The following is a 22,742-nucleotide window of genomic DNA, read 5'->3' on the forward strand; positions in this document are numbered from 1 at the left end:
TCGGTCAGGACAGGATCTCGATGTACCCGTCCGTTCCGTGCACGCGGATCCGCTGGCCGTCCCGAATCAGCCGGGTGGCCCGGTCCACGCCCACGACCGCCGGCAGGCCGTACTCCCGGGCGATCACCGCGCCGTGGGTCATCAAGCCGCCCACCTCCGTGACCAGGCCCGCGATGGCGACGAACACCGGCGACCAGCTGGGGTCGGTGAAGGCTGTGACCAGGATGTCGCCCGCTTCCAGGTCGGCCTCCGCCATGTCGAGGACGACGCGGGCCCGCCCCTCGATGGTCCCCGCGGAGACAGGGAGCCCGACCAGCGCGCCGGCCGGTGCGTCGTCGCGCCGGTAAGACCCGGTCACGGCCTCGCCCTCCGAGGTGAGCACCCGGGGCGGCGTGAGGCCCTCGTACGACCGGAACGCGTCCGTGCGCCGCTGGATGAGCCGGCCGTCCACCTGGTTCGTCCGCGCGACGTCGTGGAGTTCCTGGAAGGTGAGGTAGAAGATGTCCTCCTTCTCCCGCAGTACGTCAGCCCGCACGAGGCGTTCGGCCTCGTCCATCAGGGCCCGCTTGTAGACGAAGGAGCGGCTGACGATGCCGTACTTCGGGTACTCCCGGTAGCCGATGAAGGACCGCACCTGGTCGATCATCCGCTTGACCTCGGCGGCCTTGCGCTCCCCGTCCGGCAGGGCCCGCAGGCGTGCCAGCACCTCCTGTTCCTTCTGCTCCGCTTTCTGCCGCCCCTCCTCGAAGCGCCGCCCGGCGGCGCCCGGCTCGAAGTTCCTGACGTTGTCGAGGAGTACGGGCACGAGCGTGGTGGGGCGCTCGCGCCAACGCGGCCTCGTGATGTCGATCTCGCCGACGCAGCGCATGCCGTACCGCTCGAGATACGCGTCGATGGCGCCGCGCGCTTCGGTCCCGCCCGCGACCTTCGCCAGCTCCTCCAGGAAGCCCTCGTCCTGGGAGCCCTCGTCCTGGACGCCCCGCAGGAACGCCACGACCTCCGGATGCCGTCGGATCACGTCCGCGACGTCGAGCAGCGCCAGTCCCATCTCCGACGTGATGTTGTCGGGGGCGGACAGGGTGAGGGTGTCCGCCGCGTTCTTCTCGCCCAGCCACTCCTGCAGGGTGTCGTTGAGCCACCAGGTGGCTTCCATCCCCGCCATGATGGCCCGCAGGTTCAGCGGATCGCCGAGGACCCGCTTGTGCTCCTCGAAGGCTTCCAGGAGGAAGTCGAACAGCTCCGGTCCGCTCTTCGTCCGGATGTCGCGTTCCAGGGCCGCGACGGACATCTCGCTGCGCTCGATCAGCTCCGCGACGATGGCCGGATCGGTCTCGGCGGGGGCGGGGGCGGGGACGGCCACGGCCGGGGTGGACGCGCCCGTCCCGGACGCGGCGCCGGACGATGTGCCTGCGGGCCCCGCGTCCGGGAGCGACGGGATGAAATCGCCGCGGTCGAGTACGGTCTCCAGCGCGTCCCTGACCAGCGGATCGCCCCGCCCGATGAGGTCGAGCAGCCCGGCGCGGCTCGTCGGCGCGGCCAGGCGCGCGGTGACGTCGACGAACAGCCTCCCGCCGGCCTCGTGCATCGGCACCATGGCCGTCAGCTGCCACACCGACAGCCCCAGGGGCTTCATGGGGTCGGTCATCATCTGCTGATGGCCGACGGACACGTAGACGTGGTTCTCCTGGTCATCGGCCCGGGGGATGGGGAACAGCGTCGTGATCGGGCGGCTCTGGACGATCTGGAATTCCTCGTCGGCCAGGCACCATTCGATGTCCTGCGGGCGGCCGAAGTGCGTCTCGATCCGCCGCCCGAGCTGTACGAGCCGTACGACCTGCGCATCCGTCAGCGCCGGCAGCTCCTGTCGGCGCGCGTCGATCGCCACTTCCCTGGTACCGCCGCTCGGCTCGGCGTGAACGGCGAGGTGTTTGGCGGCGATCGACTTGGCGATGATTTCGCCGCCCCGCACCCGGTAGACGTCCGGGTTCACCAGGCCGGATACGAGGGCCTCGCCGAGGCCGAAACCGGCGTCGACGGTCGCGACCCGCCGGTTGCCCGAGACCGGGTCGGCCGTGAAGAGGATGCCGGCCGCGTGCGGGAAGACCATGCGCTGCACGACCACGGCCATGTGGACCGTCCGGTGGTCGATGCCGTTGCGCTGGCGGTAGGTGACGGCCCGCTCGGTGAACAGCGAGGCCCAGCACTGGCTGACGTGCCGGAGGATCGCCGTCGGCCCCACGACGTTCAGGTACGTGTCCTGCTGGCCGGCGAAGGAAGCCGTCGGCAGGTCCTCGGCCGTTGCGCTGGACCGGACGGCGTACGCGGCCCGCTCGCCCAGCGGGACGAGCGCGCTGGTGATCGCCGCCGCGAGATCGCCCGGGATCTCGACCCCTTCGATGGTCCTGCGGATCTCCGCGCTGAGCGTGCGGATCGCCTCCCGGTCGTCCGGGTCCAGGTGTGAGAGCCGCTCGAGCCGGTCCTCGACCGCGGGCGCCTCCGCCATGATCCGCCGGAAGGCGTCCGTCGTCACGCAGAAACCGGGCGGCACACGGATGCCGTCGATCCGCGACAGCCCGCCCAGGTGAGCGCCCTTGCCGCCGACGACCGCGAGCTGCGTCTCGTCGACCTCCCGCAGATCCCGTACGTACTGCTCGATCATCGCGCCACCTCCGAGGGGGTCGTGTCCCGTCCTACTACCGCACTGGCCGGTCGAAGCACCGGCGCCTCCCGCTCTGTCGACCCTGTTGAGTGTGTCGAACGTCTTGTCAGCCACGCCCTCGTCCCCGTCTCTGGCTGCCGTACCGCTGCCGTACCCCTGCCGCATTCCCGCCGCATCCCTACGGGTTCGGGCTTCAGCGGACGATTTTGCGTCACCACCGGGGCCTTGCCGCAAGCCCCCCAGTGCGCTATAAGTTGGAGAGGGCAAGGAGAGCGATCTCCTTGCCTTTGTTGTTTTCTCTTCAAGGCGCCCGCCGGGCCGCCACGCGCTCCATACCCTGTCCGTGGGGGAGACCCGGCAGGCCCTGTGGGACTTCGTCTACCGCAGCGGACACCTGGAGGCGATGCACGGGCCCCGCGACGGGTTCGAACGGCACGTCGAGGCACACCTGGTGCTCTGGTGGGTCCCGGCCGGCCATCTCCCGACGGTCGGCGAGGCCTTGGAGCGCCTGGCGGACCTGCGGGCGCACGGGCCGCCGCCCCGCGCGTTCACCTTCGCCTCCGCTTACACCGCCGCCGGGCCCTCGTCGCGGATCTCCGGGGCGTGGGTCGCGGACCGGGTGGCCGTACGCCGGAACCCCGCCAGGGCGGGGAACAGCGCCTCGATGTCGACGGGACGCGGGGGAGTGGTACGGGTCAGGGGAGTGCTCCTCGGTATTCCGGCAGGCACGCCGCATGCCGGACGGGGGGTGGGCGGGCCGCCGGCGCGGGTCAGTGACCGGCCAACAGCTTCACGGCGACCACACCCAGACCGATCGCGGTGTTGAGGGCGGCGGTCACCAAGGCCCGCACCGGGCCCGCCCCGACCCGCCGCCCACCGACGAAACCCCACAGGGCCAGCGCCACGACCTCGCTGCCCACGGAGATCCACAGCGCCGTGGTCAGCTCCATCACGCCCGCCGCGGACAGCCCGATCAGCAGCACGGGGCCGACGGCGCAGGTCAGCAGCGGACTACTGGTGAACAGGGCGCGCCGTACCTCCCGAACCGTGGGCCTGCGTCCGTGCGCGACCGGATGCGCCTGCACGTCCGCCACCAGAGTCGCCAACCACAGACCCAGCGCCGTCACCACGACCGAGACCGCCGCACCCCGGTGCGTGGGATGCCCGCCCTGCGCCAGGCCCACCAGCACGGCGAGCAAGGTGAGCGAGGCGTAGATGCGCTCCTTGAGCCGCTCGCCCAACACCTCGGACCGCCCGTGCTCAACAGCTTCCGGCGTCGTGTTTCCTTCGGTCATGAGCGCACTTTAGGGGCAGCGGCGAGGGCGGGCGTAAGGGGCGGCCGATGGCGCGGGCGGCCGCGGCGGAGAAGTCAGCGCGTCCGGCCCTCGCGGGGAAGCAGGAAGGCCGCCAGCGAGAGCGCGAGGGCCAAGGCGGCGCTCGCGACGGCGAACGCCGCTCGGGTGGCCGTGGGCGTGATGATGCCGACCGCGTCGGAGAGGTCGTTGTTGACGGCCAGGACGACCGCCCCCGCCACGGCCAGCCCGATCGCGCCACCCAGCTGACGCAGCGTCGAGCGCAGGACCGAGGCGTCGGCCCGTTTGTCCGCGGGGACGACCCGCATCAGTTCCGCGCTGAGGGCGGGGACCGGCAGGCCGGTCCCGAGTCCCGTGAGGATCATCCCGGGGACCTGCCAGACGTACACCTGGGACGGCAGGGCGACGGTCCACGCGGCCGCGCCGATGGTGGCGGCCGTGAGACCGGCCAGGACGGGCACCCTGGCCGACCCCGTACGGTCGCGCAGGAATCCGGACAGGAAGGTGCCGGTCGCCGAAGCCACCACCAGAGGGAGCAGAGCGATGCCGGTGGCCAGGAGCGAGAGGTGCATGGACTGCCTCAGGAACAGCGTGCCGTGCACCAGCACGACCAGCTGAGGTCCCTGCACGAGGAAGGTGAGGGCCACCCCCACGGCGTACGGGCGGATGCGCAGCAGCCGCAGGTCGACGAGGGGCCGGGGGGACCGGAGGAGGAGCCGCACCCCCACGGCCACGGTCACCGCGCCCGCGGCGAGTGCGGCGAGGGTCCGGGGATCGGCGACCCCCCAGTTGCCGCACTGGTAGAGGCCGAGGACGAGCAGCACCATGGAGGAGACCATCAGGAGCGGCTGCATGATGCTGAGCGGGCCACCCTGCGGCTCGTTGGTCAAGCGTGCCCGGGTCATCAGCCACAGGGACACCGCGCCGACCGGCACGTTGATGAGGAAGACCGAGCGCCACCCGAGGAGTTGGGTGAGGAACGCCCCCACGATCGGGCCGACGACCAGGAAGACCTGAGCCAGACCCGCGTAGACGGAGAGCGCCTTGCCCCGCCTGCGCTCCTCGTACACCTCGGTGATCAGAGCCGTACCGACCGGCATCAACAGGGCGGCGCCGATGCCCTGCACGGCCCTCGCCGTCAGCAGGAACGGCTCGGCGGAATCACCGTGCGGTGCGAGGGCGCAGACCCCGGAAGCGAGGGCGAAGACCGTAATCCCGGACCGGAAGGCGGTCAGCAGCCCGAACCTCCGGACCAGCATGCCGCCCACCGGCACGAACGCGGCCAGCGCCAGGATGTAGACGAGCACCACTCCGTGCGTGACGAAGGTGGTCAGCCCCAGGCTGCGCGCCATCGGCTCGAGGGCCACCGCGACGACGGTCTGATCGATGCTGATCATTCCCGCGGCGCATCCCACGGCGGGGACGACGTAGTGCCTGCGCGATGTCGGACGGTCTCCGGTGACGGCCGACGTTTCGGACGTGACGCCTGCTCCTGACGGGTGAAAGCACCTCCGGACAGGCCGGGCGGGTGCGCGGCTGACTTCTCGTGCCTGCCCGACCAGTATGGGGTGGAAGGACACCGATACACCGCGGACGCCGCCGACCCGGGCGTGGCGCCCCCCGGACGGCCCCCGCCCCGCAGGGCGGTCGGCCGGGCGGGGCTATCCGCCCACCACCTTGTTGTAGCGCAGGGCGACGTAGCCGGAGGCGGCGTGGCCCGCTATACGGGCGTCGGAGCCGCCGTTGAGGTAGTCCTGGCCGCGCATCATGTCGTCCGAGGTGTTGGCCTCGTGGATGTACGAGAACTTGCCTGCGGCCTTGTCGACCCACCTCTCGAAGAGCACGACGTGTCCGTCGAGGGTGTTCAGCGCGTCGCCGGGCTGGAGGTCGGACTTGGAGATGGGGGTGCCGATGTTCGCCAGACTGGCCGTCGTGTAGCTGGAGTTGGCGTGCCAGGCCATGGAGACGAAGCCGGAGCAGTCGGTGCGGTAGACGTGGTCGCCCTCCGGGTCCGAGGCCGAGGCACCCTGGTTGTACGGGACATCACGGCCCAGCCAGTTGACGGCGCGGCTCATGACCTCGCTGCGGGTGATCTGACCGCCCTGGCTGGAGGGGTTGGGGGTAGAGGGCACGGGCGGCTGGTAGGTGCAGTCGCCGGCGTAGGCGGAGAGCAGGGTCTGGGTCCAACCACTCGCGTCGACCGGGTCGTTCGGGTGGTAGGCGATGTCGTCGCCCTTGCCGTCGGTGGGGTCGGCGTCGTGGTACCAGTACATCCCGCCGTTGGTGCGGCCGTAGTAGAGACCGCCGCCGGGCGAGACCAGGCTGTCGACCGCTGACCAGCCGTCAGTCTTGAGTTCCGACCGCTCCCAGTCGCCGACGCCGTTGATCTGGTACGACAGCAGCTTGCCGTCGGACGTGCTGCCGATGAGGACGTCGTCGCCGACGGCGGCGAGGGTCTTGAGGACGAAGCCGTCGTCGATCACCACGTGCTTGGCGATGTGGGCCGGGCCCGAGGGCTTGGGCTGGGAGACGTTGTAGCGGTGGAGCTGGCCGGAGACCGTGCCGTAGAGGTGGCCCGCGCCGTCGTAGGCCATCTTGTCGAAGGTCCAGCCGCCGTCCCAGATCTTGGTGACACCGGCCAGGGCAAGGGCGTTGTCGTTGGTCTGCACGTCGACGCGGTACAGGTCGCCAGCCGTCGAGGTCACCAGGACGGTGTTGAAGTTGAGGGTGGCCATCGCCTTGGGCGTGAAGCCGAGGTTCGTGCCGATCAGCGTCTTGACGCGGTCCCCGGTGTTCGGGGATATGGCCGTGTAGGTGAGGCGTCCGTCGGCGAGGGTGCCGTAGATCGACACGTCACCGCCACAGATGGCGGCGGCCTGGGCCGGCGCCGAGCTGAGCGTGACCAGGCCGAGGGTCGTGACCCCGACGGCGAGGGAGGCGGCGAAGCGGAGCGTGCGGGACGAGGAGGGCATGGGTGTCTCCAGGTTCGGGGCAGCCCGGACGTACGTGCGCCGGGCCGAAGGGGTGAGGAGAAGCGGGGAGGGCGGGGGAGGCGGTCGCGGTCCGGAAGCGGCTCAGTACCAGTTGTGGTTCACGAAGTGGGTCCAGGCACCGCAGGGGGTGTCGTACTGGCCGTCGATGTAGGACAGGCCCCACCTGATCTGGGTGACGGGGTTGGTGCGCCAGTCGTCACCGAAGGCATCCATCTTGGAGCCGGGGAGGGCCTGCGGAATGCCGTACGCGGAGGAGCCGGGGTTGTCGGCCCAGTAGCGCCAGCCGCTCTCCTTGTCCCAGAGCTGTTCCAGGCAGTTCCACTGGGTGCTGCTGTTCCAGGAGCCGCCGTCGTACGCGTTCATCAGGTCGCGGCCGACCGCCTTCACGGCGGGGATGTCCGTACCGTCGAGCGGCGGCGTGGTGGTGGTGCAGGCGAAGGTCTCCGGCTGCGCGGAGAGCAGCTTCTGCGTCCAGCCCCCGGTGTTGACCGGGGTGTCGTTGTGGTAGGCGATGTCGGCGCCGCTGCCGTCGGCCGGGTTGGCGTCCTTGTACCAGTACATGGCGCCCGTGGTTTCGATCCGGCCGTAGTAGAGGCCGCCGCCGGGCGACACGACCTGGTCGAAGCCGGACCAGCCGGAGGGCTTGAGGTCGTCGCGGTTCCAGGTGCCGTCGGCGTTGACCTTGTACGACAGGAGGGCGCCGGCCGAGGTGGTCGCGAGCAGCCGGTCGTCGGCGGCGGCGGTCAGGGTCTTCAGCACGAAGCCGCTGCCCATCTCCTTGCGCTGACCGATGTGGGCCGCGCCGGTGGGTTTGGGCTGCGATACCAGGTACTGGAGGAGGAGGCCGCCGGCCGTGCCGTAGAGGTGACCGTGTCCGTCGTAGGTGAGCTTGTCGTGGGTCCAGCCGCTGTCGAAGATCTTGACGGGCGGGCGCTCCAGGGTGAGGGACGTGTTGTTGGTCAGGACGTCGACGCGGTAGAGGGCGCCGCTGGTCGATGTCACCAGCACCGTATTGAAGTTGAGGGTCGCCATCGCCCTGGGCTCGAACCCCAGGTCCGCGCCGGTGAGCACCTTCTTCAGCTGACCCGTGGCCGGGGTGATGGTACTGAAGGTGAGGCGGCCGTCGGGCAGGATGCCGTAGATCGAGGCGGTCCCGCCGCAGGTCGTGGCGGCCTGCGCGGCCGGGGCGGTGGTGAGCGCGGCGGCGGTGAGCAGCCCCGCCCCGAGGGCGCCGGAGAGGGCGACGGCGGTGGTTCTGCGGGCAGCCTGACGGAGGGTGGTGGGCACTGCGTTCCCCCTAGGAACGTTCGCGGCCGGGCGGAGACGCACCGGCGGACAGCGGTTCAGCGGCGGGTCAGGTCGGTGCGGTAGCCGTGGGAGGTGAGGGAGATCCGGGCCCGCTCGACGAGGGCGTGGGCCTGGGCGAGCGCCGCGGCTTCGGAGTCGGCGCGCAGGAAGAGGTAGACGTCCACTCCGTCGTCGGAGGCCTTGGCCCGCAGGTGCTCCAGACCCAGTAGGGGAGCGGCGTGCGCCCAGATCAGGTCGGAGACGAGCGCGAGCACGCGGTCCTGGGCGGCCCCGCGGGAAGGCCCGGCGAGGGAGACGCGGATGGTGTGCACCGCGGGCTAGTCCCCGTTGACGCGGTACGCGGCGGACCCGGGCGCCGTGTCCCAGTTGATGCTGTCCGGGCTCGACGCGGGGGGAGCGTCCCAGTTGATGCTGTCCGCGCTCGACGCGGGAGGAGCGTCCCAGTTGATGCTGGCGTCACCGGCGGCGCTGACGCGGTGGCCTCCGGAGGTGGCACCCGAGGCGGCGGCGGTGATGCCGCCGGCGCACAGCAGGGCGGAGACGGCGGCTGCGGCGGCGAAGCGTGCGGTGCGGGACATGGGATCCCCCTGGATCGGAAGTCGTTGCTGCCCGGCCCGAGTCGGGGACTGCGCCCCCGCCGTTCCGGTGGTCCCCATGGTGCTGCCGTGCCGAACGGCGGAGAAGGGATCCCGACCGTCACCAAGGGGCCTGGCACCTTGGTGACACGACGCGTTTGCCATCATGTCCACGTCCGCTCGTAGTGGGCGGGGCGGAATTCCGCTGGGGGGCTGGGGACATGCTGGAAGCACTGGGCCTTGGGGCCGACGTCGAAGCCGTGTACCGAGGGATGCTGGCCGACGCCTCGGGCGGGGTGGCCGAGCTGGGCGCGCGCCTGGGCATGCCCGAGGCGCGGGTCCGCGAGGGCCTGGACCGGCTCGTCGACCTCGACCTGCTCAGACCGTCACGGGACAGTCCGGGCGCGCTGCGGGCGGTGAGCCCGGAACTGGGCCTGGAGCTGCTGCTCCGCCGCCAGGAGGAGGAACTGGCGCGACAGCAGCGGGATTTGGCGCGCAGTAAGGCCGCCGCGGCACAGGTGGTCTCCGAATATGCCGGGCTCCGCCCGAACACCGAGACCGACGGCGCGGAGCGGCTCGTCGGGATGGACGCCATCCAGAGCCGTCTCGAGAAGCTCGCCCACGGACTGGTCCGGGAATGCCTGGCGATCCTGCCGGGCGGCGCGCTGTCCGAGGCGAGTCTGGAGGCTTCCCGCCCCCTGGACCAACGGGCATTGAGCCGCGGCATCGAGATGCGCTCGGTCTACCAGGACAGCACCCGCAACGATCCGACGACACTGGCCTACGCCCGGTGGCTGACCGAGCAGGGCGCCCAGGTCCGCACCAGTCCGCTGCTTCCGCCGCGCCTCCTGGTGTTCGACCGCACCGTCGCGGTCGTCCCCATCGACCCGCAGAACTCCCGCCTGGGCGCCCTGTGCACCAGCGCACCCGGCATCGTCGCCTCGCTCGTCAGCCTGTTCGAGCAGACCTGGGAGTCCGCCGTCCCCCTGGGGGCGGACCGGCCGCGGCCCAGCGACACCCGCCCCACCACGGCCGAGCTGGAATTACTGAAGCTGCTGGCCTCGGGGATGACCGACGAGACGGCCGCGAAGCGCCTGGGCGTGTCCCTGCGTACCGTCAGACGTCAGATGGCCGCCCTCATGGAACGCCTCCACGCGACCAGCCGGTTCGAAGCGGGGCTCAAGGCGGCGCAGCAGGGCTGGCTGTGAGCAGAGCCGCCGGGAACCGGGGCTCGCCCGCCGCCTCCCTGCCCTGACCCCGTCGGGCCGCCGCCTTCTGGGCCGGGACGATCCCCTGGCGAGATCCGAAAGAGACACCCCCTAGCCGAACTGGTGGCCGGCCACATCGCCGCCCGGGTCATCGGCCAGTACCACCGCCGCCTTGATCCGTTTGCCGACCGGCTCGCGATGCACCTCGAAGCTCCGGCAGACGGCCATGACGATCTCGAGCCCGTGCTGGCCCACCCGCTCCGGATCCGCCGGCCTGGCGGTGGGCATGACCGGAGCGCTGTCCCACACCGTGACCTCGACGGCGCCGCCGTTCAGCTCCAGGGTCAGCAGGCAGGGACCCGGGGCATAGGTGCGGGCATTCGTCACCAGCTCGCTGACGACGAGCTCCACGACCTCCATCGCTCGCGCGGACACCGGAAACCCGTGGGCAGCCTGCACGCGGGCCAGGAACGACCGGGCCAGATCGCGGGCCCGGGCGATCTTGTCACCGCTCTCGAAAGCGGCGGACACCCCCATGGGCCCACTGAACAGGACCTGCCGGCCCTTACCGGCTTCCACCTGGCTCATGCGTCCCGCCTTCACCTCGAGCGTCCTCCACTGGCCGGGGTCGTATACCCGGTCTGGTCCGGAGCATGCGGGTGAGAATCATCCGAGAGATGGCGGGTTGGGAGTGAGTGGCGGGGCGGGAGCAGTCAGCCGCCGCTTCAGGGGTGGCGGGCCAGCAAGTGGGCGTCGAGAAAGCCGCGTTCGGAGGCCGGGTCGTGGAGCAGCCGGGCAAACGGGACGAGTCCGGCTTCGACCAGCATCTCGCCGAACCGGTCGACCGGCCAGCTGTACGCGGGTGTCACCTTGTGATCGAAACGGACCGGTTCCGGCCCTTCGGTCGCGAAGAACGAGACCAGGAGCAGGCCCCCCGGTGCCAGGACGCGGGCCTGCTCGGCGAGGAGCCGCGGTACTTCCGCGGGCGGGGTATGGATCATCGAGTAGTGGGCCAGGATGCCGCCGAGCGTGCGGTCCTCGAGCGGCAGGGACTCCATCCGGGCCTCGTCGAACCGCAGCGCCGGATGGGCCCGCCGGGCGTGGTCGACCATGGCCGGGGAAAGGTCGAGACCGAACGCATCCAGCCCCAGGTCGTGCAGCATGGCCGTCAGATGCCCGGGCCCGCACCCGACGTCGGCTGCCCGCACGTTCCCCGTCGCGCGTATGAGCTCGGCGAAGGTGCCGATCATGGCTCGCGAGAACGGCCGCTCCTCCAGCCGGTTGGCGAACAGCGATGCGTACAGCTCGACGACCCCGTCGTAGGCCGCCCTGGTCTCGTCCTGGTGCTCCATCACGGGAGGGAAAGTAACACCCTTGCCGGGAGCGGGTCAGGGCCGATATCCCCACACGAGGTGCTTCGTGCATTCGGTCCGCCGGGGGCGTCGGTCAGGCGGTGCAGCGGATCATGGTCAGCGGCCGGTTCGAGGCGTAGTCCGCCCAGAACTCCTCGCCGAACGCCTCCACGCCCGCATCCGAGACGTCCAGCCGAACCCATTCGATCCCGGTGAATCCGGCCGCTGTCAGCGTCTGCTCGAAGGTCTCCTTCGACGGTGTGGTGGCCTCGAACGAGACCGGCGGATCCAGCAGCGCCGTGATCCGCGTTCCCCGGCCGATCTCGTTGTCCTTACCGGTCGACTCGCACAAGAACCCGTACTTCTCCAGCGAGGGGCCGCTGAAGTCGTATTCCGGGCTCTGCGCGAACAGGAAGAACGCACCGCCGGGGACGAGACTGCGCCGGATGTTGCGCATCATCTGCCCGATCTCGGCGACGTCGCCGGCGTAGTTGAACGCCTGCACCGCCACCGCGATGTCGAACGGCTGAGCGAAAGCCTGCAGGGTGGCCGTATCGCCGACCTCGTACTCGATGCCGAGGGGCTCCGCCTTCTCCAGGGAGTTGGCCGCATCGATCATCGCGCCGGAGATGTCGAACCCGAAGACATGGGACGCGCCACGGCGCTTGAGCTCGCGGCTGTAGAAGCCGGTACCGCATGCGATGTCGAGAACGGACTTGCCGGTGACGTCGCCGACCAGGGCGAGGAAGCCCGGTACCTCCGCGTAGCGAATGATGGGCAGGGTCTTGAAGCCTTCGAATGCCTCGCCGATGTTGTCGTACAACTGACCACTCATCGTGGTGGTTCCCCTCGATTTGTGGCGTCGGCTCCAGAACGAGCCGCGGCCCTCATCGGGAAGTCTTCGCCATGATCGACGGCCCCTCGTACTGGTGGAAACTACGAACCTACGGGGACAGGCGCCGAGTTGTACACAAAGCGGCCCGCCGATGGCCAAGGCATCTGGCGCAGCTCCAAGCTCCAGGCCACCCTCGGAACGCGCCGGCCACCCCGCCGCACCCCGCCCCACCCCGCCCGCTCCGCGCCGGCCGTGTGAGGCGGAACCGGGGCCGCCTTACCGGCCCCGTTAGACGGCGCGCTCCGGGGTATACGGGCCGCATGTCCGGACAACACGCGCGCCCGACGAGCACTCTGTCCACCCCTGCACCAACTGGCTCGCCGAGGGCGCCCGTTGGTCAGAGGGAAGCCAGGCACTCCCGCCGACCACACCTCCTGGGCCGCCTCCGGCGCCGGCTGCTCGCCTACCGCGAAGTGGAGTTCCTGTCCTCACACCTTCCCGGGGACCCGGGCCCCGGGAAGGAATGCCTCCTCCTGGTCCACGTCCGCAAGGTGGTCGGGCAGGTCCAGTACCGGATCTGCTCGGACTGCGCGGAAGCCGTCATCACCGACATCCACATCGATGACCACTTCCTGACCACGGGACTGGGCACCCGCGCGCTGTCCCATCTGCGCTCCCGCCATCCCGACATGACCTGGCGCAGCACCCTGAGCCTGCGCACCCCCCGCGACCTGCTGCGCCGGATGCGGATCCTGCCGATGGCCGCCGACAGGCAGTGCCCGCACACCACGCCCTGACGGATCGATCCCCCGCGGCCCCCGGGGTCCCACCTGTGGGACCCCGGGGGCCGCGGGGGCGGAAAGCCGGATCAGCTGTGCAGGGTGGCCGCGATGGCGAGAGCGCCCGGGGCCGCGGGCAGGCCCTCCAGCGGCACGGTCACGGGAGCGCCCCAGGTGCGGTCCGTGTGGCGGGTGATCTGCAGGATCCTGCCGTCAAGGGTGGTGACGGCGACCTGCAGCTCCCCGTTGACGGTGGCGGCGGAGAGGGACGTGGCGGTGATGGTGCCGAGGTAGGGCTTCAGGTCACCGAAGGGGCTCCACGTGCCATCGGGGTTGCGGAGCGCGTGGTACTGGCGGGTGCCGTTGTCGGTGACGACGGTGAAGTGCGTCCCGTCGTTGGCGCCGGCCATGCTGATCGCGGTGATGGGGCCGGTGCTGCCGGCGGCCTGGGCCACATTGCCCCAGGGCAGCCAGGTTCCGTTGGCCTGACGGATGCTGTGATACGGCTTTCCGCCGCTGACGAGGCCGACCTGGAGCTCGCCCCGGACGCTGGCGGTCGCGGCGGCCGTGACGTTGCTGACGGAGCCGGAGCTGACGTCGCGGAAGGGGGTCCAGTTGCCCGTCGCGTCGCGGAGGGTGTGGAAGGCCTTTCCGTCGGCGACGGCCACGACGTGGAGGTCGTAGCCGATGGAGACGGCCGAGACCTGGGTGAGGTGGCCAAGGGTGTTGGCCGCGGCGAAGACGTCTCCGAACCGGCCCCAGGTGCCGTCCGCCTTGCGGATGGTGTGGAAGAGACCGCCGTTTGCGCTGATGGCCAGTACGTGCGTGTCACCGTTGATGCCGGCCACGGCGGAGCTGCGGATTCCACCCAGGCTGTTGACCTTGCTCTGGAGGTCGGTGAACCCGGTCCAGGAGCCGTCGGGCAGGCGAATGCCCTGGTAGAGGCTGCTACCGGACTGTACGAGGGTCTCGGTCTGCCAGCCCGGCGTCGTGGCGCGGTATCCGTCGATCCACTCCCGCAGGTCGTCGACGCGGGCGGCGATCGCGCCCGTACGGGTCTCGGCGGGGTTGCCTCCGAAGCAGCCACCCTGCCAGGAGCGGCTGTTGACGCCTACGAGCTCGCCGGCGGTATTGAGCAGAGGGCCGCCCGTGTCGCCCTTGCAGAGGGAGTCGGTGCCCTTGCCGGTGATCGTGAGGCCGGTGGCGTCCGCGGCGTTCACGGTGAAGGAACCGGTGTGGATCTTGTCGGGCACCCACTCGGTCTTGGTCCGCCCGAAGCCGGCGGCCGTCAGATCGGCACCTGCCACGGGTGCCGCGCTCGCGCGCTTGACACCGGCGAGAGCGGTCGCGGGGGTGGCCAGACGGGCGAGGACGACATCACGGTCGGCGCGCGGAGCGATCTCGGTGATCTCGATGGTCTTGCCGTCGCCGAGGGTTGCCGTGGTCTTCAGCGCCGGCTTACCGGCCGGGACGGTCGTACCGGGCGTCGTCGCGAAGCAACTGGCGGCGGTCAGGAGCCAGTTGGCGTCGACCAGCGTGCCGGTGCAGCCACGGCTGCTGGTCTCGTCGCCGATGACCAGCTTCGCGGTGAAGGCGTACTGACCGGCGAGCGCATCGGGACCCGCGACGGCCTGGGCGGATCCGGCCGATACGAGGCCTGCCGCGACGGCGGTGGCGGTCGCGGTGGCGGTGACGAGTAGGCCGGTCACCCGCGCGGGGGAGAAACGAGGTTCAGTCATGATCTTCTTTCGGAGCGTAAGGAATGAGCCGCTGCCGTCGGCAGTGACGTCCGGTGTGTGCCCGGCGCGTGAGGGCGGGGCCCGGCGGCGGTTACTTGGAAGTCCTGATCTCCAGAAGCATGAAATCGCGGCCCTGCTCGTCCGCCGTTTCACCCACGGCGGTCCACGAATCCTTGCTGACGGTGAACGACTTCTCCTCGGTGCCCGTGGTCATGTTGACCTGCGAGGAGTATGCGTTTCCCTTGATTCCGAACACTGCGGGAATTTCCAGGCTGAGATAGCCCTTGTCCCCGGTGACCCGGAAGCAGATCTTCTCGTTCTGGTGAGAGAAGACCTCCATGAGCTCGGGTGCTCCCGTGCACTGGGCGAGGAGGATGTGGCCGTCGCCGCTCTTGAGCTTGATCTTCTGCTCCGCGAGGATCTTGTCGGCATTCGGGTAGGCGAAGTCCTCGATGGCATAACCCGGTCCCTCATCGGCGATCGACTTCGTTGCGATATCCGCCGTGCCGGAGGATCCGGTCACGCCGCCGATGACTGCGGCCCAGGTCAGAGCACCTGCACCTACGGCCGCGCCCACGATCCGCAGAACAGCACCACGTGCCTTCATGTTCATCCTTAGTGTCGAATCCAGGTGATTCTCGAACGCGCGCACAGGCGCGGCGGAGTAAATCGCCAGGCCGGGGGAACGGTGCGCGCGAATTCTCGCGCACGCCTGGGGCATGGCTGATCAACGCAGCCGAAATGGGAATGTGACGGCGTTTTGCAGTGGCTGACGATCTCCTGAATGAAACCAAGCCATAGGCCGTCCAGCCAGGCGGATAAATAGGGTGTACATTCGCATATCGACCATGATGGGAGTGACTTGCACCACTTTGTGGAATGGTTGTGGCGATTTTACGAAAACTTGAGAGCGAAATTCAGCCATCCTAAGGCGGGGAAAGTCTCCCCTCCCTGGCGTAGGTCTGTTGGAGCCGCCGCGACCCGTGGCGGCCCGTCGGGCGGGGGCGTTCGGGTCGGCGCCACTGTCCGTGGAATCCCAGCGCATTTCCCGCGGCGAGGGAGATGGCCCGCAGGGTTTCCAGGGGTGTGGCGAGAACCGAGAATGCGTCTGGGCCGCAGGGGGAAGCGGCAGACGGGTGGCTCGGCCGCCACGGGCGGGCGCTCTGGATGCCGACCCCGGATCCAGGGGGCAGGATGGCGGTGTTGTCTGACGCTTCCACGGCGAGTCACGACAGATGAGGAGGGCCCGCCGATGTCCGTGCCACCGCTCCAGCCCGAGACCCGGTCCACGCACACCGCACCGCGCCGCCGGGCGCTGCGCGCCGCGACCGGGATCGCCCTGCTCCTGGCCTCCGTCAGCGCCTGCTCGGGCCTGGGACGCACGGCCGCGGGCCCCGTTTCCTACGGGTCGGCGCACGGCGGCGAGGTGATCGCGGTGACCGTCGAGCACAGCCAGTCCGTCAGGGGCTGCCACCGGCTTCCCCCGAACGGCGCAACCCTGCTGACCAATCACACGCTGATCGACATGGTCATGTACGAGACCCCGGACTGCACCGGACGGTCGACGGCGTACGTCGCCACCGGCCTGATGGGCACCACCGCCCCCAAGGCCTCGCCCTGGCACAGCTACACCTACGTGCACTAGGGGGGCGGAGGACGGCCGGCTCGCCGCGCGCGGCCAGCTGGGCATCTCGGGGACCACCGCGGTGCCGGACCAGATCGAGACCGCGCCGGAGCACTGCCGCAGGGGTCTGGGCGGGCTGGTGATGCGGGCGCTGCAGAACGCGGCCTGGGAGTCGGGGGCGCGGGTGGGCGTCCTGGTCGGGACTCCCGAGGGGCGGGAGCTTTATGGCGCGCTGGGGTGGACCACCCGCTCCCCGATGGCGAGCGTCGTCTACCGACGGGCCTGAATTCCTCCCGAGATTTCACTCAAGGTGACAGTTCCGCGGGGAGCCGCGCTCCGCGACTGGCGCGGGAACGGGTGCGCGGGGGATCATCCGCTGGTGGGGTGACCAGGGCCGGGGGACCGGGGGAGAGGGCAGGCGGGCGGGATGAGCATGGTGGATGGGCAGGTGTACTGCGGTGACGAGGGTTACTGGGTCCGGCCATCGCCCGGGCGGCTGTACGTGCGCCTGTCGGGTGGCCCCCTGGACGGCCAGCTTCTCGACGTGACCAACCTGCCCGAGCAGGAGCGGGTGGAGGGCGTGCTCCTGATCACTGATCGGGGCATGTTCGGGCCGGGCGGCCGTGCGCTGTACAGCCCTTCGGAGGCCGATCCCGACGGCACGTTCGGGTGGGACGGCGACACTCCCTGACTGGCGCTCGGTCCCGTCCCACGTCCTGAGGTCCTGAGGTCCTGACGTCCTGACGTCCGCGCGCCCGTGCGTCCGCCGGACTTGCGGCCCCCGGGCGGCCCTGGTCAGAGACCGGGTCCGTACCCGGGGTCGGGGCGCTGTCGCGGCGTCCACCACTCGGTCAGGGCCCACAGTCCGAGGCCGAGCGCGGCGAGGGAGACCGCGGTGGCGATCCAGGGGTCGCGGACCCAGCGGCTGGTCAGCTTCCAGGTGGTGAGCGGTATCAGGACGCTGCCGATGAGGATCAGGGGCAGATCGACGAACACCACACTCAGGTCGCGGGCATGGCCCTCGAAACCGCCATCGATGGAGAACGCCGCCCGGGGAGCCCACACGAGCAGTCCGGCTGCCGCGCCGATCCCCGCGAGGACACGGCGTATGGCTCCGGTCCTGGAGGCCGGGCGGCTGTGCGTGTCACCGTCGGTTTCGGTTTCGGGTGCGACTTCGGGTTCGGCTTTGGCTTCGGGGCCGGGGCCGGGGCCGGGGCCGGGATCTGCTTGGTCTCTCATGGTCATGACAGACGCCGGGTCGTGCGGCCCGGTTCCGGCGAACCGCGGAAGTCCCTTGGGCAGCCCCACGCGTGGGCATTCCCGGGGCACGCGCCGAAGGCCGCGACGCGGTGCCGGTGCGGCGGTCAGATCGGCTGCTGCCGGACCTGACCGCCGCACCGACACCGCACGCGGCCTTCAGTGGATCTACCCGCCCCCGCTCAGGAGGCGACGGGTGCGGTGGGTGCGGCGGGCTCAGCGGCCTCCGCGCCCTCGGCGGCGGGGTGCGGGATGCGGTGCAGTCCCCGGCGGTCGTAGAGGCGGGTGACGGCGAAGCCGAAGGCCAGGGCGGCGACGAGGGCGATGCCCATCGCGGCCCACGCCCGGGAGAGGCCCGCGTCGGCCTGGGCTCCGTAGTAGAGGAGGGAGCGCAGCCCCTCGGTGATCTGGCGCAGCGGCTCGAACTCGGCCAGGGCCCGGAAGAAGCCGGGCAGCGCCTGGACGGGCACGGTCGCGCCGGAGGAGGGGACGGCCATCGCGACGAAGACGATGGTGGCCAGCAGCATGCCGGGGGTGCCGAAGGCGGCGAACAGGGCCAGGCTGCCGATGCCGACGACCGCGATGGTGGCCACCGAGTAGAGCCACAGCAGGCCGAGGTGAGAGGCGTCCATGTCGAGGATGCCGACCGTGGCGACCTCGACCAGGGTGCCCATGACCAGCGACAGGCCGAGCATGAGCGCGATGCCGATGGCCAGGGTGCGTACGCGGCTGGTGTGCTGGACGGGTTCGCGCTTGCGGAAGGGGCCGAAGTCGGTATGCAGGTAACCGAGTGCGGTGTCGACCTGCGAGTTGACCACGTTGGCGCCGAGCATGCCGCAGACGACCAGGACCAGCGCGTAGTAGAAGGCGCTGAGCCCCATGGCGCTGCGGGAGCCGAGGGGGTGGCCGTCGGCGACGGTCACCGTCACCGGATCGGCCAGCTTGAGCTGGGCCGCCGTCGGGAGCGGGGTCTTCTGGGCTCCGGCCTGCTTCAGGAGTTCCTGGCCGAGCTGGGCGGAGGCGGCGTGGGCGGCCTTCTGGGCGGCCTGGGAGGACATGGAGGAGCCGATGCTGCCGGCGGCCTGGTTGGTCAGTACGGTCAGGGTCGGCGGAGCCGCCTTGCCCTGGGGCGCGGGCTGCGGGGAGCCGAGCGCGGTCACCGTGGCGCTGAAGTCCTTGGGGATGACGAGGGCGCCGAAGACCTTGCCGCGGCCCAGCAGCTTGTCGGCCTCCTCGCGGCTGACCACCTGCCAGTCGATGCTCTTGTCGCCCTCGCCGGCCTTCTGTATGCCCGCGACGATCTGCTCGCCGAGCTTGACGTGGCGGCCGCCCGCGTCGGCGCCGCTGTCGGTGTTGACCAGCGCGACGGGCAGGTCGCGCAGGTTGCCCCTCGGGTTGACGTTGCCGCCGACGTAGAGCAGGGCGAACACCATCGAGACCACTGCGGCGATGAGTCCCGTCCCGATCCACAGCTGGGGTCGGCGGAGCACGGAGGGGGGCGTGGGGTGTGGCATCGATTCTCCGGTGCGGCTGCGTTTCCATGCTGGATACTTCAGGTATCCAGATGCTAGATAGTGGCAGTACCTTGTTCTGGTGTCCAATCGCCGACACCCCCATCGCCGACACCGACACCGACACCCACACCGATGCCAATGCCGATGCCGGGTAACGGAGCGCACGAGCAGCAGGGAGGCCGAATGAAGATTTCGGAGCTCAGCCGGCGGACCGGCGTGCCGGTCGCCAGCATCAAGTACTTCCGGCGCCAGGGCCTGCTGCCCGCCGGGCGGCCGACGGCGGCGACCCTGGCCGAGTACGGCGAGGAGCACGCGGAGCGGCTGCGGTTGATCAAGGCGCTCACCACCCTCGGCGGTCTGTCCATCGCCGCCACGCGTGACGTGCTCGGAGCCGTCGACCAGGCCGAGACCTCCGAAGGCGCCCTCGGAGCGATCAGCTACGCCTTGCCGGTGCCCGTCGCGTCACAGGGCCCCGCGGGCGACGAGGAGGAGGCGGAGGCCGACGCGGCGGCCGGGGCGGAGGTCGCGGAGCTGCTCGCGACCCTGGACTGGCAGGCTCCCGGCACCTCACCCCACGTGAACGGGTTGACCGCGGCGCTGAAGGAGCTGCGGCGGCTGGACGCCCAGTACGCCCCGGGCGAGCTGGCCGCCTACGCGCGGCTGGCCGAGTCGGTGGCCCGGCTGGACCTGGAGCGCGCGGACGGCCTCGACGACCCGGTCGCCCTGGCCGAGCGGGCGGTCATCGTCTTCGCGATCTGCGCCCCGGTGTTCGAGCTGCTGAGGCGCCTCGCCCAGGAGGACCAGGTCCGGCGCCGCGTCGCGGACGACGCCGCCGGTTCCGCGGGGCCGTAGGACACGCCGTGCGAGGAGCGCCAGGTGCCACGCGTCCCTCACCCGCGCGCCGGTCAGTAGACCGGGCGGTGGATGTCGTCGCGAATTTCACGGGCTTCCGCTGCCGCCCGATCGATGCTGCGGTCCGGTGTGAACTCCAGGCGCGCGGCGGTGTTGTCATCGGCCCAGGCGCAGTAGGTGACGGGGCTCTCGATGCCGGAGGACAGCGTCTCGCAGCTGAACGCGACGTCGTATCCGGGGAAGCGGACCTCCTTGCGCGGTGAGACGACGGTCGGTTCCGTCGACGCGCCGGGCGTGGGGAGCATGCTGGTGCGGTGTTGTTCCGGGTGCTTGAGCCGACCGTAGAGGGCGTCGATCTTCACCTGCCGGAACACGTACGACGTGCTCGTTCCGGTGTAGGTGACGGAGACACTCGTCGTGTCCTTCCTGTCCGCGGCCTTCTCCAGCCGCGGCGTCCTGTCCACGAGTTCGTACGTACCTCCCGCCACCGTGGTGAACATGGTGAGCTGGTGCGTCGCCGCGGGGAAGGGGGTGCCGTCCGAGGCGTCGGAGGAGTACGTGACGTAACCCGCGACCGCGCCCGCCGTCAGGAGCAGGGCGCCACCCACACCGGCTGCGGCCAGCCGCCCGCGCCCCGGCCTCGGCCCCGCGGTGGTGGTGGGGCTCCGCTCCGGGGGCGCGGCCTGCGGTGCCGCGTCGGCGGGGGCGGGGCGGTGCCGGACCTCGGCGGCGGTGACGGTGCGCTCGCCGTCCGCCTCGGCGTCCGCCCCGATGGTCGGTACGGACGGGTCCGGTGCGGGCGAGGCTGGTACGGGTAGTGCCGGTACGGGTGGTGCCGTACGGGTGGTGCCGTACGGGTGGTGCCGGTACGGGTGGTGCCGGTACGGACACCGGCGGGGCGGCCGGAGCGGACACCGGCAGGGTCTCCGTAACGATCTCCGGGGCGGTATCCGGGGCGAGGAGGTCCAACAGCCGCTGGGGCGTCGGCCGTTGCTCCGGATCCTTGGCCAGGCAGGCGGCCACCACCGGAACCAGTGCGCGCGGAAGGGCGGACAGGTCCGCGCTCTCGTGCACTGACCGGTACATCAGCCCCATCGGCGTGCCCGCCCCGAACGTGCTGCCGCTTGCCGCCGCGACCAGCACCGCGCCCAGCGCGAATACATCGGCCGAGCTGGTCACTTCCCCGCCCTGGGCCTGCTCGGGGGCCAGGAAACCCGGAGTGCCGAACGCCGCCCCGGTCGCGGTCAGCCGGGTCGACTCCACCGCGCGGGCGATGCCGAAGTCCAGGACGCGCGGCCCGTCCCTGGCCATGATGATGTTGCCGGGCTTCAGGTCCCGGTGGACCAGGCCGCAGGCGTGGACGGCCTGCAGAGCCTCCGCCAACGCGGCCCCGAGCAGGCGTAGTTCGGTCTCGCCCAGCGGCCCCCGCTCGGCGCGCATCTGCGAAAGGGTCGGCCCCGGGATGTACGCGGTGGCCAGCCAGGGAGCCGCCGCCTCCGGATCGGCGTCGACGACCGGAGCCGTGTGGAAGCCACCCACCTTGCGCGCGGTCTCGACCTCGGCGCGGAACCGCGCGCGGAAGTGCGGATCGGCCGCCAGCTCCGGCCGGGCCACCTTCACCGCCACGGCGCGCCCGCCGAGGGAGCGCGCCAGGTACACCGTGCCCATCCCGCCCGCACCCAGCTCGCGCTCCACGACGTACCCGCCGATGCGCCCCGGCATCTCCACCTCGTCGCCTCCCCGCCTCGTGCCCCGTACGCCCCTCCGCCGAGACACCGCGCGTCGGTATGACCGACTCCCCCTGGACCGGGGCGGTGGTCCCCACGGGCTTCCGATACCGACCGTTTTGATGTGGGTGGGTAGGGTAGGAGGCGTTTCACCGTGTGATCGTCGGCCGCATACCTCGTCGGCCGTATGACGAATGGAGAACCCCGTGTCCGTCGTGAAGAGTGCCCTGCCCGCCGACGACCTGAAGATCGTCGGTGAGGCCCTGCAAGGCGCGCTGGTGGATCTGGTGGACCTGGCGCTGGTCGCCAAGCAGGTGCACTGGAACGTGGTGGGCCCGCGCTTCCGATCCGTCCACCTGCAGCTCGACGACGTCGTCGCCTCGGCCCGTACGCATTCCGACGTGGTGGCCGAGCGCGCCTCCGCCCTCGGCGTGACCCCGGACGGGCGTGCGGGCACCGTGGCGTCGTCCAGCGGGATCGCGGAGGTGCAGGCCGGTTGGGTGAAGGACGTGGAGGCGGTGAAGATCCTGGTGAACGCGCTCGCCGCCGTCGTCACCCGGATGCGCGAGCGCATCCGGGTGACGGGCGACGCCGACCCGGTCACCGAGGACATCCTCATCGGCTTGACCGGCGACCTCGAGAAGCACCACTGGATGTTCCAAGCCGAAAGCGCCTGACCAGGTCAGAGACTCCGTGGGGCTCTGACCTGGTCAGGCGTCGGGTGTCTACCGATCCGCCCCCCGAGTGGGCTGTCGCCCGCCGACGGGCCATCGGCGCACGCATCCGTGCGGCCAGGGCCGACGCACGCCTCACCAGGAGGCCCTCGGCGAGCGCGCCGGAATCGATCACAAGAGGGTGCACCGGATCGAGTACGGAACGTCAGACCCGAGCCTTACGATGCTGCTCCGTATCGCTCGGGCCTGCGGTGTCCCCCTCGCGCACCTCGTCCGCGAGTAGCCCCGGCCGGAAGGGAGGCGCCGGCCGGGGCTAACGATCAGGCTGGGGTG

24 protein-coding genes and 2 pseudogenes are annotated in these 22,742 nt (G+C 70.8%); 9 read left to right on the forward strand and 17 right to left on the reverse strand.

Annotation, left to right across the window (positions count from 1 at the left end; all coding sequences use genetic code 11):
- Window positions 1-4: 4 nt before the first annotated feature.
- On the reverse strand, window positions 5-2,659 hold the full coding sequence (gene rph, locus ABT084_RS00800) for a rifamycin-inactivating phosphotransferase (protein ID WP_351037399.1): 2,655 nt from the start codon (window positions 2,657-2,659) through the stop codon (window positions 5-7).
- A 343-nt stretch (window positions 2,660-3,002) separates the two neighbouring features.
- Between rph and ABT084_RS00805 the strand changes: the two are divergent.
- A pseudogene (locus tag ABT084_RS00805) lies at window positions 3,003-3,179 on the forward strand (DUF3291 domain-containing protein); the annotation flags it as partial.
- Between the two features lie 44 nt (window positions 3,180-3,223).
- Here ABT084_RS00805 and ABT084_RS00810 read toward each other — a convergent pair.
- From ABT084_RS00810 to ABT084_RS00840, 7 genes are all read right to left on the reverse strand, one after another.
- Window positions 3,224-3,388, reverse strand: a complete 165-nt coding sequence (locus ABT084_RS00810) for a hypothetical protein (RefSeq protein WP_351037528.1) — start codon at window positions 3,386-3,388, stop codon at window positions 3,224-3,226.
- A 41-nt stretch (window positions 3,389-3,429) separates the two neighbouring features.
- Window positions 3,430-3,954, reverse strand: a complete 525-nt coding sequence (locus ABT084_RS00815) for a hypothetical protein (RefSeq protein ID WP_351037401.1) — start codon at window positions 3,952-3,954, stop codon at window positions 3,430-3,432.
- Between the two features lie 74 nt (window positions 3,955-4,028).
- Window positions 4,029-5,369 (reverse strand): MFS transporter, encoded by a 1,341-nt coding sequence (locus ABT084_RS00820; RefSeq protein ID WP_351037402.1) that lies wholly within the window; start codon window positions 5,367-5,369, stop codon window positions 4,029-4,031.
- A 264-nt stretch (window positions 5,370-5,633) separates the two neighbouring features.
- Window positions 5,634-6,944: an NlpC/P60 family protein gene (locus ABT084_RS00825; RefSeq protein ID WP_351037403.1), complete on the reverse strand. Its 1,311-nt coding sequence runs from the start codon at window positions 6,942-6,944 to the stop codon at window positions 5,634-5,636.
- Between the two features lie 102 nt (window positions 6,945-7,046).
- A complete protein-coding gene (locus ABT084_RS00830; protein WP_351037405.1) occupies window positions 7,047-8,252 on the reverse strand; it encodes an aggregation-promoting factor C-terminal-like domain-containing protein in 1,206 nt (401 codons plus the stop codon).
- A gap of 56 nt (window positions 8,253-8,308) precedes the next feature.
- Window positions 8,309-8,584 carry a hypothetical protein gene (locus tag ABT084_RS00835; protein ID WP_351037407.1) on the reverse strand — a complete coding sequence of 92 codons (276 nt, stop codon included), beginning with the start codon at window positions 8,582-8,584 and terminating at the stop codon, window positions 8,309-8,311.
- A gap of 6 nt (window positions 8,585-8,590) precedes the next feature.
- Window positions 8,591-8,851 carry a hypothetical protein gene (locus ABT084_RS00840; protein ID WP_351037409.1) on the reverse strand — a complete coding sequence of 87 codons (261 nt, stop codon included), beginning with the start codon at window positions 8,849-8,851 and terminating at the stop codon, window positions 8,591-8,593.
- Window positions 8,852-9,069: 218 nt separating this feature from the next.
- On the opposite strand from ABT084_RS00840, the gene ABT084_RS00845 reads away from it, so the two are divergent.
- Entirely contained in the window at window positions 9,070-10,056 is a 987-nt protein-coding gene (locus tag ABT084_RS00845; protein ID WP_351037411.1) for a LuxR C-terminal-related transcriptional regulator, read from the forward strand.
- Window positions 10,057-10,167: 111 nt separating this feature from the next.
- On the opposite strand, the gene ABT084_RS00850 is transcribed toward ABT084_RS00845, so the two are convergent.
- The 3 genes from ABT084_RS00850 to ABT084_RS00860 form a co-directional block, all read right to left on the reverse strand.
- On the reverse strand, window positions 10,168-10,593 hold the full coding sequence (locus ABT084_RS00850) for an ATP-binding protein (RefSeq protein ID WP_351037516.1): 426 nt from the start codon (window positions 10,591-10,593) through the stop codon (window positions 10,168-10,170).
- A 188-nt stretch (window positions 10,594-10,781) separates the two neighbouring features.
- Window positions 10,782-11,411, reverse strand: a complete 630-nt coding sequence (locus tag ABT084_RS00855) for a class I SAM-dependent methyltransferase (RefSeq protein ID WP_351037413.1) — start codon at window positions 11,409-11,411, stop codon at window positions 10,782-10,784.
- A 91-nt stretch (window positions 11,412-11,502) separates the two neighbouring features.
- Window positions 11,503-12,231 carry a class I SAM-dependent methyltransferase gene (locus ABT084_RS00860; RefSeq protein ID WP_351037414.1) on the reverse strand — a complete coding sequence of 243 codons (729 nt, stop codon included), beginning with the start codon at window positions 12,229-12,231 and terminating at the stop codon, window positions 11,503-11,505.
- Between the two features lie 485 nt (window positions 12,232-12,716).
- Here ABT084_RS00860 and ABT084_RS00865 point away from each other — a divergent pair, with 485 nt between their 5' ends.
- Window positions 12,717-13,040: a hypothetical protein gene (locus tag ABT084_RS00865; RefSeq protein WP_351037416.1), complete on the forward strand. Its 324-nt coding sequence runs from the start codon at window positions 12,717-12,719 to the stop codon at window positions 13,038-13,040.
- Window positions 13,041-13,111: 71 nt separating this feature from the next.
- Here ABT084_RS00865 and ABT084_RS00870 read toward each other — a convergent pair whose 3' ends face one another.
- Both ABT084_RS00870 and ABT084_RS00875 read right to left on the reverse strand, forming a co-directional pair.
- The gene (locus ABT084_RS00870) at window positions 13,112-14,761 is read right to left on the reverse strand and encodes a S1 family peptidase (RefSeq protein WP_351037418.1); all 1,650 of its coding nucleotides are present in this window, start codon (window positions 14,759-14,761) and stop codon (window positions 13,112-13,114) included.
- 91 nt (window positions 14,762-14,852) lie between these two features.
- A complete protein-coding gene (locus ABT084_RS00875; RefSeq protein WP_351037420.1) occupies window positions 14,853-15,374 on the reverse strand; it encodes a hypothetical protein in 522 nt (173 codons plus the stop codon).
- Between the two features lie 639 nt (window positions 15,375-16,013).
- On the opposite strand from ABT084_RS00875, the gene ABT084_RS00880 reads away from it, so the two are divergent.
- The 3 genes from ABT084_RS00880 (at window position 16,014) to ABT084_RS00890 (ending at window position 17,076) form a co-directional block, all read left to right on the forward strand.
- Window positions 16,014-16,406 (forward strand): hypothetical protein, encoded by a 393-nt coding sequence (locus ABT084_RS00880; protein ID WP_351037422.1) that lies wholly within the window; start codon window positions 16,014-16,016, stop codon window positions 16,404-16,406.
- A gap of 61 nt (window positions 16,407-16,467) precedes the next feature.
- A complete protein-coding gene (locus tag ABT084_RS00885; protein WP_351037424.1) occupies window positions 16,468-16,671 on the forward strand; it encodes a GNAT family N-acetyltransferase in 204 nt (67 codons plus the stop codon).
- A gap of 141 nt (window positions 16,672-16,812) precedes the next feature.
- Window positions 16,813-17,076 carry a hypothetical protein gene (locus tag ABT084_RS00890; protein WP_502968798.1) on the forward strand — a complete coding sequence of 88 codons (264 nt, stop codon included), beginning with the start codon at window positions 16,813-16,815 and terminating at the stop codon, window positions 17,074-17,076.
- A gap of 104 nt (window positions 17,077-17,180) precedes the next feature.
- On the opposite strand, the gene ABT084_RS00895 is transcribed toward ABT084_RS00890, so the two are convergent.
- Window positions 17,181-17,624, reverse strand: a complete 444-nt coding sequence (locus ABT084_RS00895; protein ID WP_351037426.1) for a hypothetical protein — start codon at window positions 17,622-17,624, stop codon at window positions 17,181-17,183.
- 200 nt (window positions 17,625-17,824) lie between these two features.
- Window positions 17,825-19,156 (reverse strand): YhgE/Pip domain-containing protein, encoded by a 1,332-nt coding sequence (locus tag ABT084_RS00900; protein ID WP_351037428.1) that lies wholly within the window; start codon window positions 19,154-19,156, stop codon window positions 17,825-17,827.
- A 183-nt stretch (window positions 19,157-19,339) separates the two neighbouring features.
- Here ABT084_RS00900 and ABT084_RS00905 point away from each other — a divergent pair, with 183 nt between their 5' ends.
- On the forward strand, window positions 19,340-20,008 hold the full coding sequence (locus ABT084_RS00905) for a MerR family transcriptional regulator (RefSeq protein ID WP_351037430.1): 669 nt from the start codon (window positions 19,340-19,342) through the stop codon (window positions 20,006-20,008).
- A 53-nt stretch (window positions 20,009-20,061) separates the two neighbouring features.
- Here ABT084_RS00905 and ABT084_RS00910 read toward each other — a convergent pair whose 3' ends face one another.
- Both ABT084_RS00910 and ABT084_RS00915 read right to left on the reverse strand, forming a co-directional pair.
- A complete protein-coding gene (locus tag ABT084_RS00910) occupies window positions 20,062-20,616 on the reverse strand; it encodes a hypothetical protein (RefSeq protein ID WP_351037530.1) in 555 nt (184 codons plus the stop codon).
- Window positions 20,617-21,031: 415 nt separating this feature from the next.
- Window positions 21,032-21,730: pseudogene (locus ABT084_RS00915) on the reverse strand (serine/threonine-protein kinase); the annotation flags it as partial.
- Between the two features lie 211 nt (window positions 21,731-21,941).
- Here ABT084_RS00915 and ABT084_RS00920 point away from each other — a divergent pair.
- Both ABT084_RS00920 and ABT084_RS37920 read left to right on the forward strand, forming a co-directional pair.
- Window positions 21,942-22,412, forward strand: coding sequence for a Dps family protein (locus ABT084_RS00920; protein ID WP_351037432.1), 471 nt, complete (start codon window positions 21,942-21,944; stop codon window positions 22,410-22,412).
- 67 nt (window positions 22,413-22,479) lie between these two features.
- Complete coding sequence (locus ABT084_RS37920) at window positions 22,480-22,692, forward strand: helix-turn-helix domain-containing protein (RefSeq protein WP_502968799.1); 213 nt, start codon at window positions 22,480-22,482, stop codon at window positions 22,690-22,692.
- Window positions 22,693-22,742 lie beyond the last annotated feature (50 nt).

Origin of the sequence: Streptomyces sp. NPDC002138, from assembly GCF_040296485.1 — a bacterium.
In the GTDB taxonomy this organism is placed as follows: Bacteria; Actinomycetota; Actinomycetes; order Streptomycetales; family Streptomycetaceae; genus Streptomyces.

What these genes read in the sequence shown, in the direction of transcription:
- ABT084_RS00895 (WP_351037426.1), bottom strand. Translation starts at nt 17,624, where the DNA reads ATGAGAGACCAAGCAGATCCCGGCCCCGGCCCCGGCCCCGGCCCCGAA.
- ABT084_RS00820 (WP_351037402.1), bottom strand. Translation starts at nt 5,369, where the DNA reads ATGATCAGCATCGATCAGACCGTCGTCGCGGTGGCCCTCGAGCCGATG.
- ABT084_RS00875 (WP_351037420.1), bottom strand. Translation starts at nt 15,374, where the DNA reads ATGAACATGAAGGCACGTGGTGCTGTTCTGCGGATCGTGGGCGCGGCC.
- ABT084_RS00850 (WP_351037516.1), bottom strand. Translation starts at nt 10,593, where the DNA reads ATGGGGGTGTCCGCCGCTTTCGAGAGCGGTGACAAGATCGCCCGGGCC.
- ABT084_RS00900 (WP_351037428.1), bottom strand. Translation starts at nt 19,156, where the DNA reads ATGCCACACCCCACGCCCCCCTCCGTGCTCCGCCGACCCCAGCTGTGG.
- rph (WP_351037399.1), bottom strand. Translation starts at nt 2,659, where the DNA reads ATGATCGAGCAGTACGTACGGGATCTGCGGGAGGTCGACGAGACGCAG.
- ABT084_RS00890 (WP_502968798.1), top strand. Translation starts at nt 16,813, where the DNA reads ATGAGCATGGTGGATGGGCAGGTGTACTGCGGTGACGAGGGTTACTGG.
- ABT084_RS00905 (WP_351037430.1), top strand. Translation starts at nt 19,340, where the DNA reads ATGAAGATTTCGGAGCTCAGCCGGCGGACCGGCGTGCCGGTCGCCAGC.
- ABT084_RS00840 (WP_351037409.1), bottom strand. Translation starts at nt 8,851, where the DNA reads ATGTCCCGCACCGCACGCTTCGCCGCCGCAGCCGCCGTCTCCGCCCTG.
- ABT084_RS00845 (WP_351037411.1), top strand. Translation starts at nt 9,070, where the DNA reads ATGCTGGAAGCACTGGGCCTTGGGGCCGACGTCGAAGCCGTGTACCGA.
- ABT084_RS00880 (WP_351037422.1), top strand. Translation starts at nt 16,014, where the DNA reads ATGTCCGTGCCACCGCTCCAGCCCGAGACCCGGTCCACGCACACCGCA.
- ABT084_RS00825 (WP_351037403.1), bottom strand. Translation starts at nt 6,944, where the DNA reads ATGCCCTCCTCGTCCCGCACGCTCCGCTTCGCCGCCTCCCTCGCCGTC.
- ABT084_RS00870 (WP_351037418.1), bottom strand. Translation starts at nt 14,761, where the DNA reads ATGACTGAACCTCGTTTCTCCCCCGCGCGGGTGACCGGCCTACTCGTC.
- ABT084_RS00815 (WP_351037401.1), bottom strand. Translation starts at nt 3,954, where the DNA reads ATGACCGAAGGAAACACGACGCCGGAAGCTGTTGAGCACGGGCGGTCC.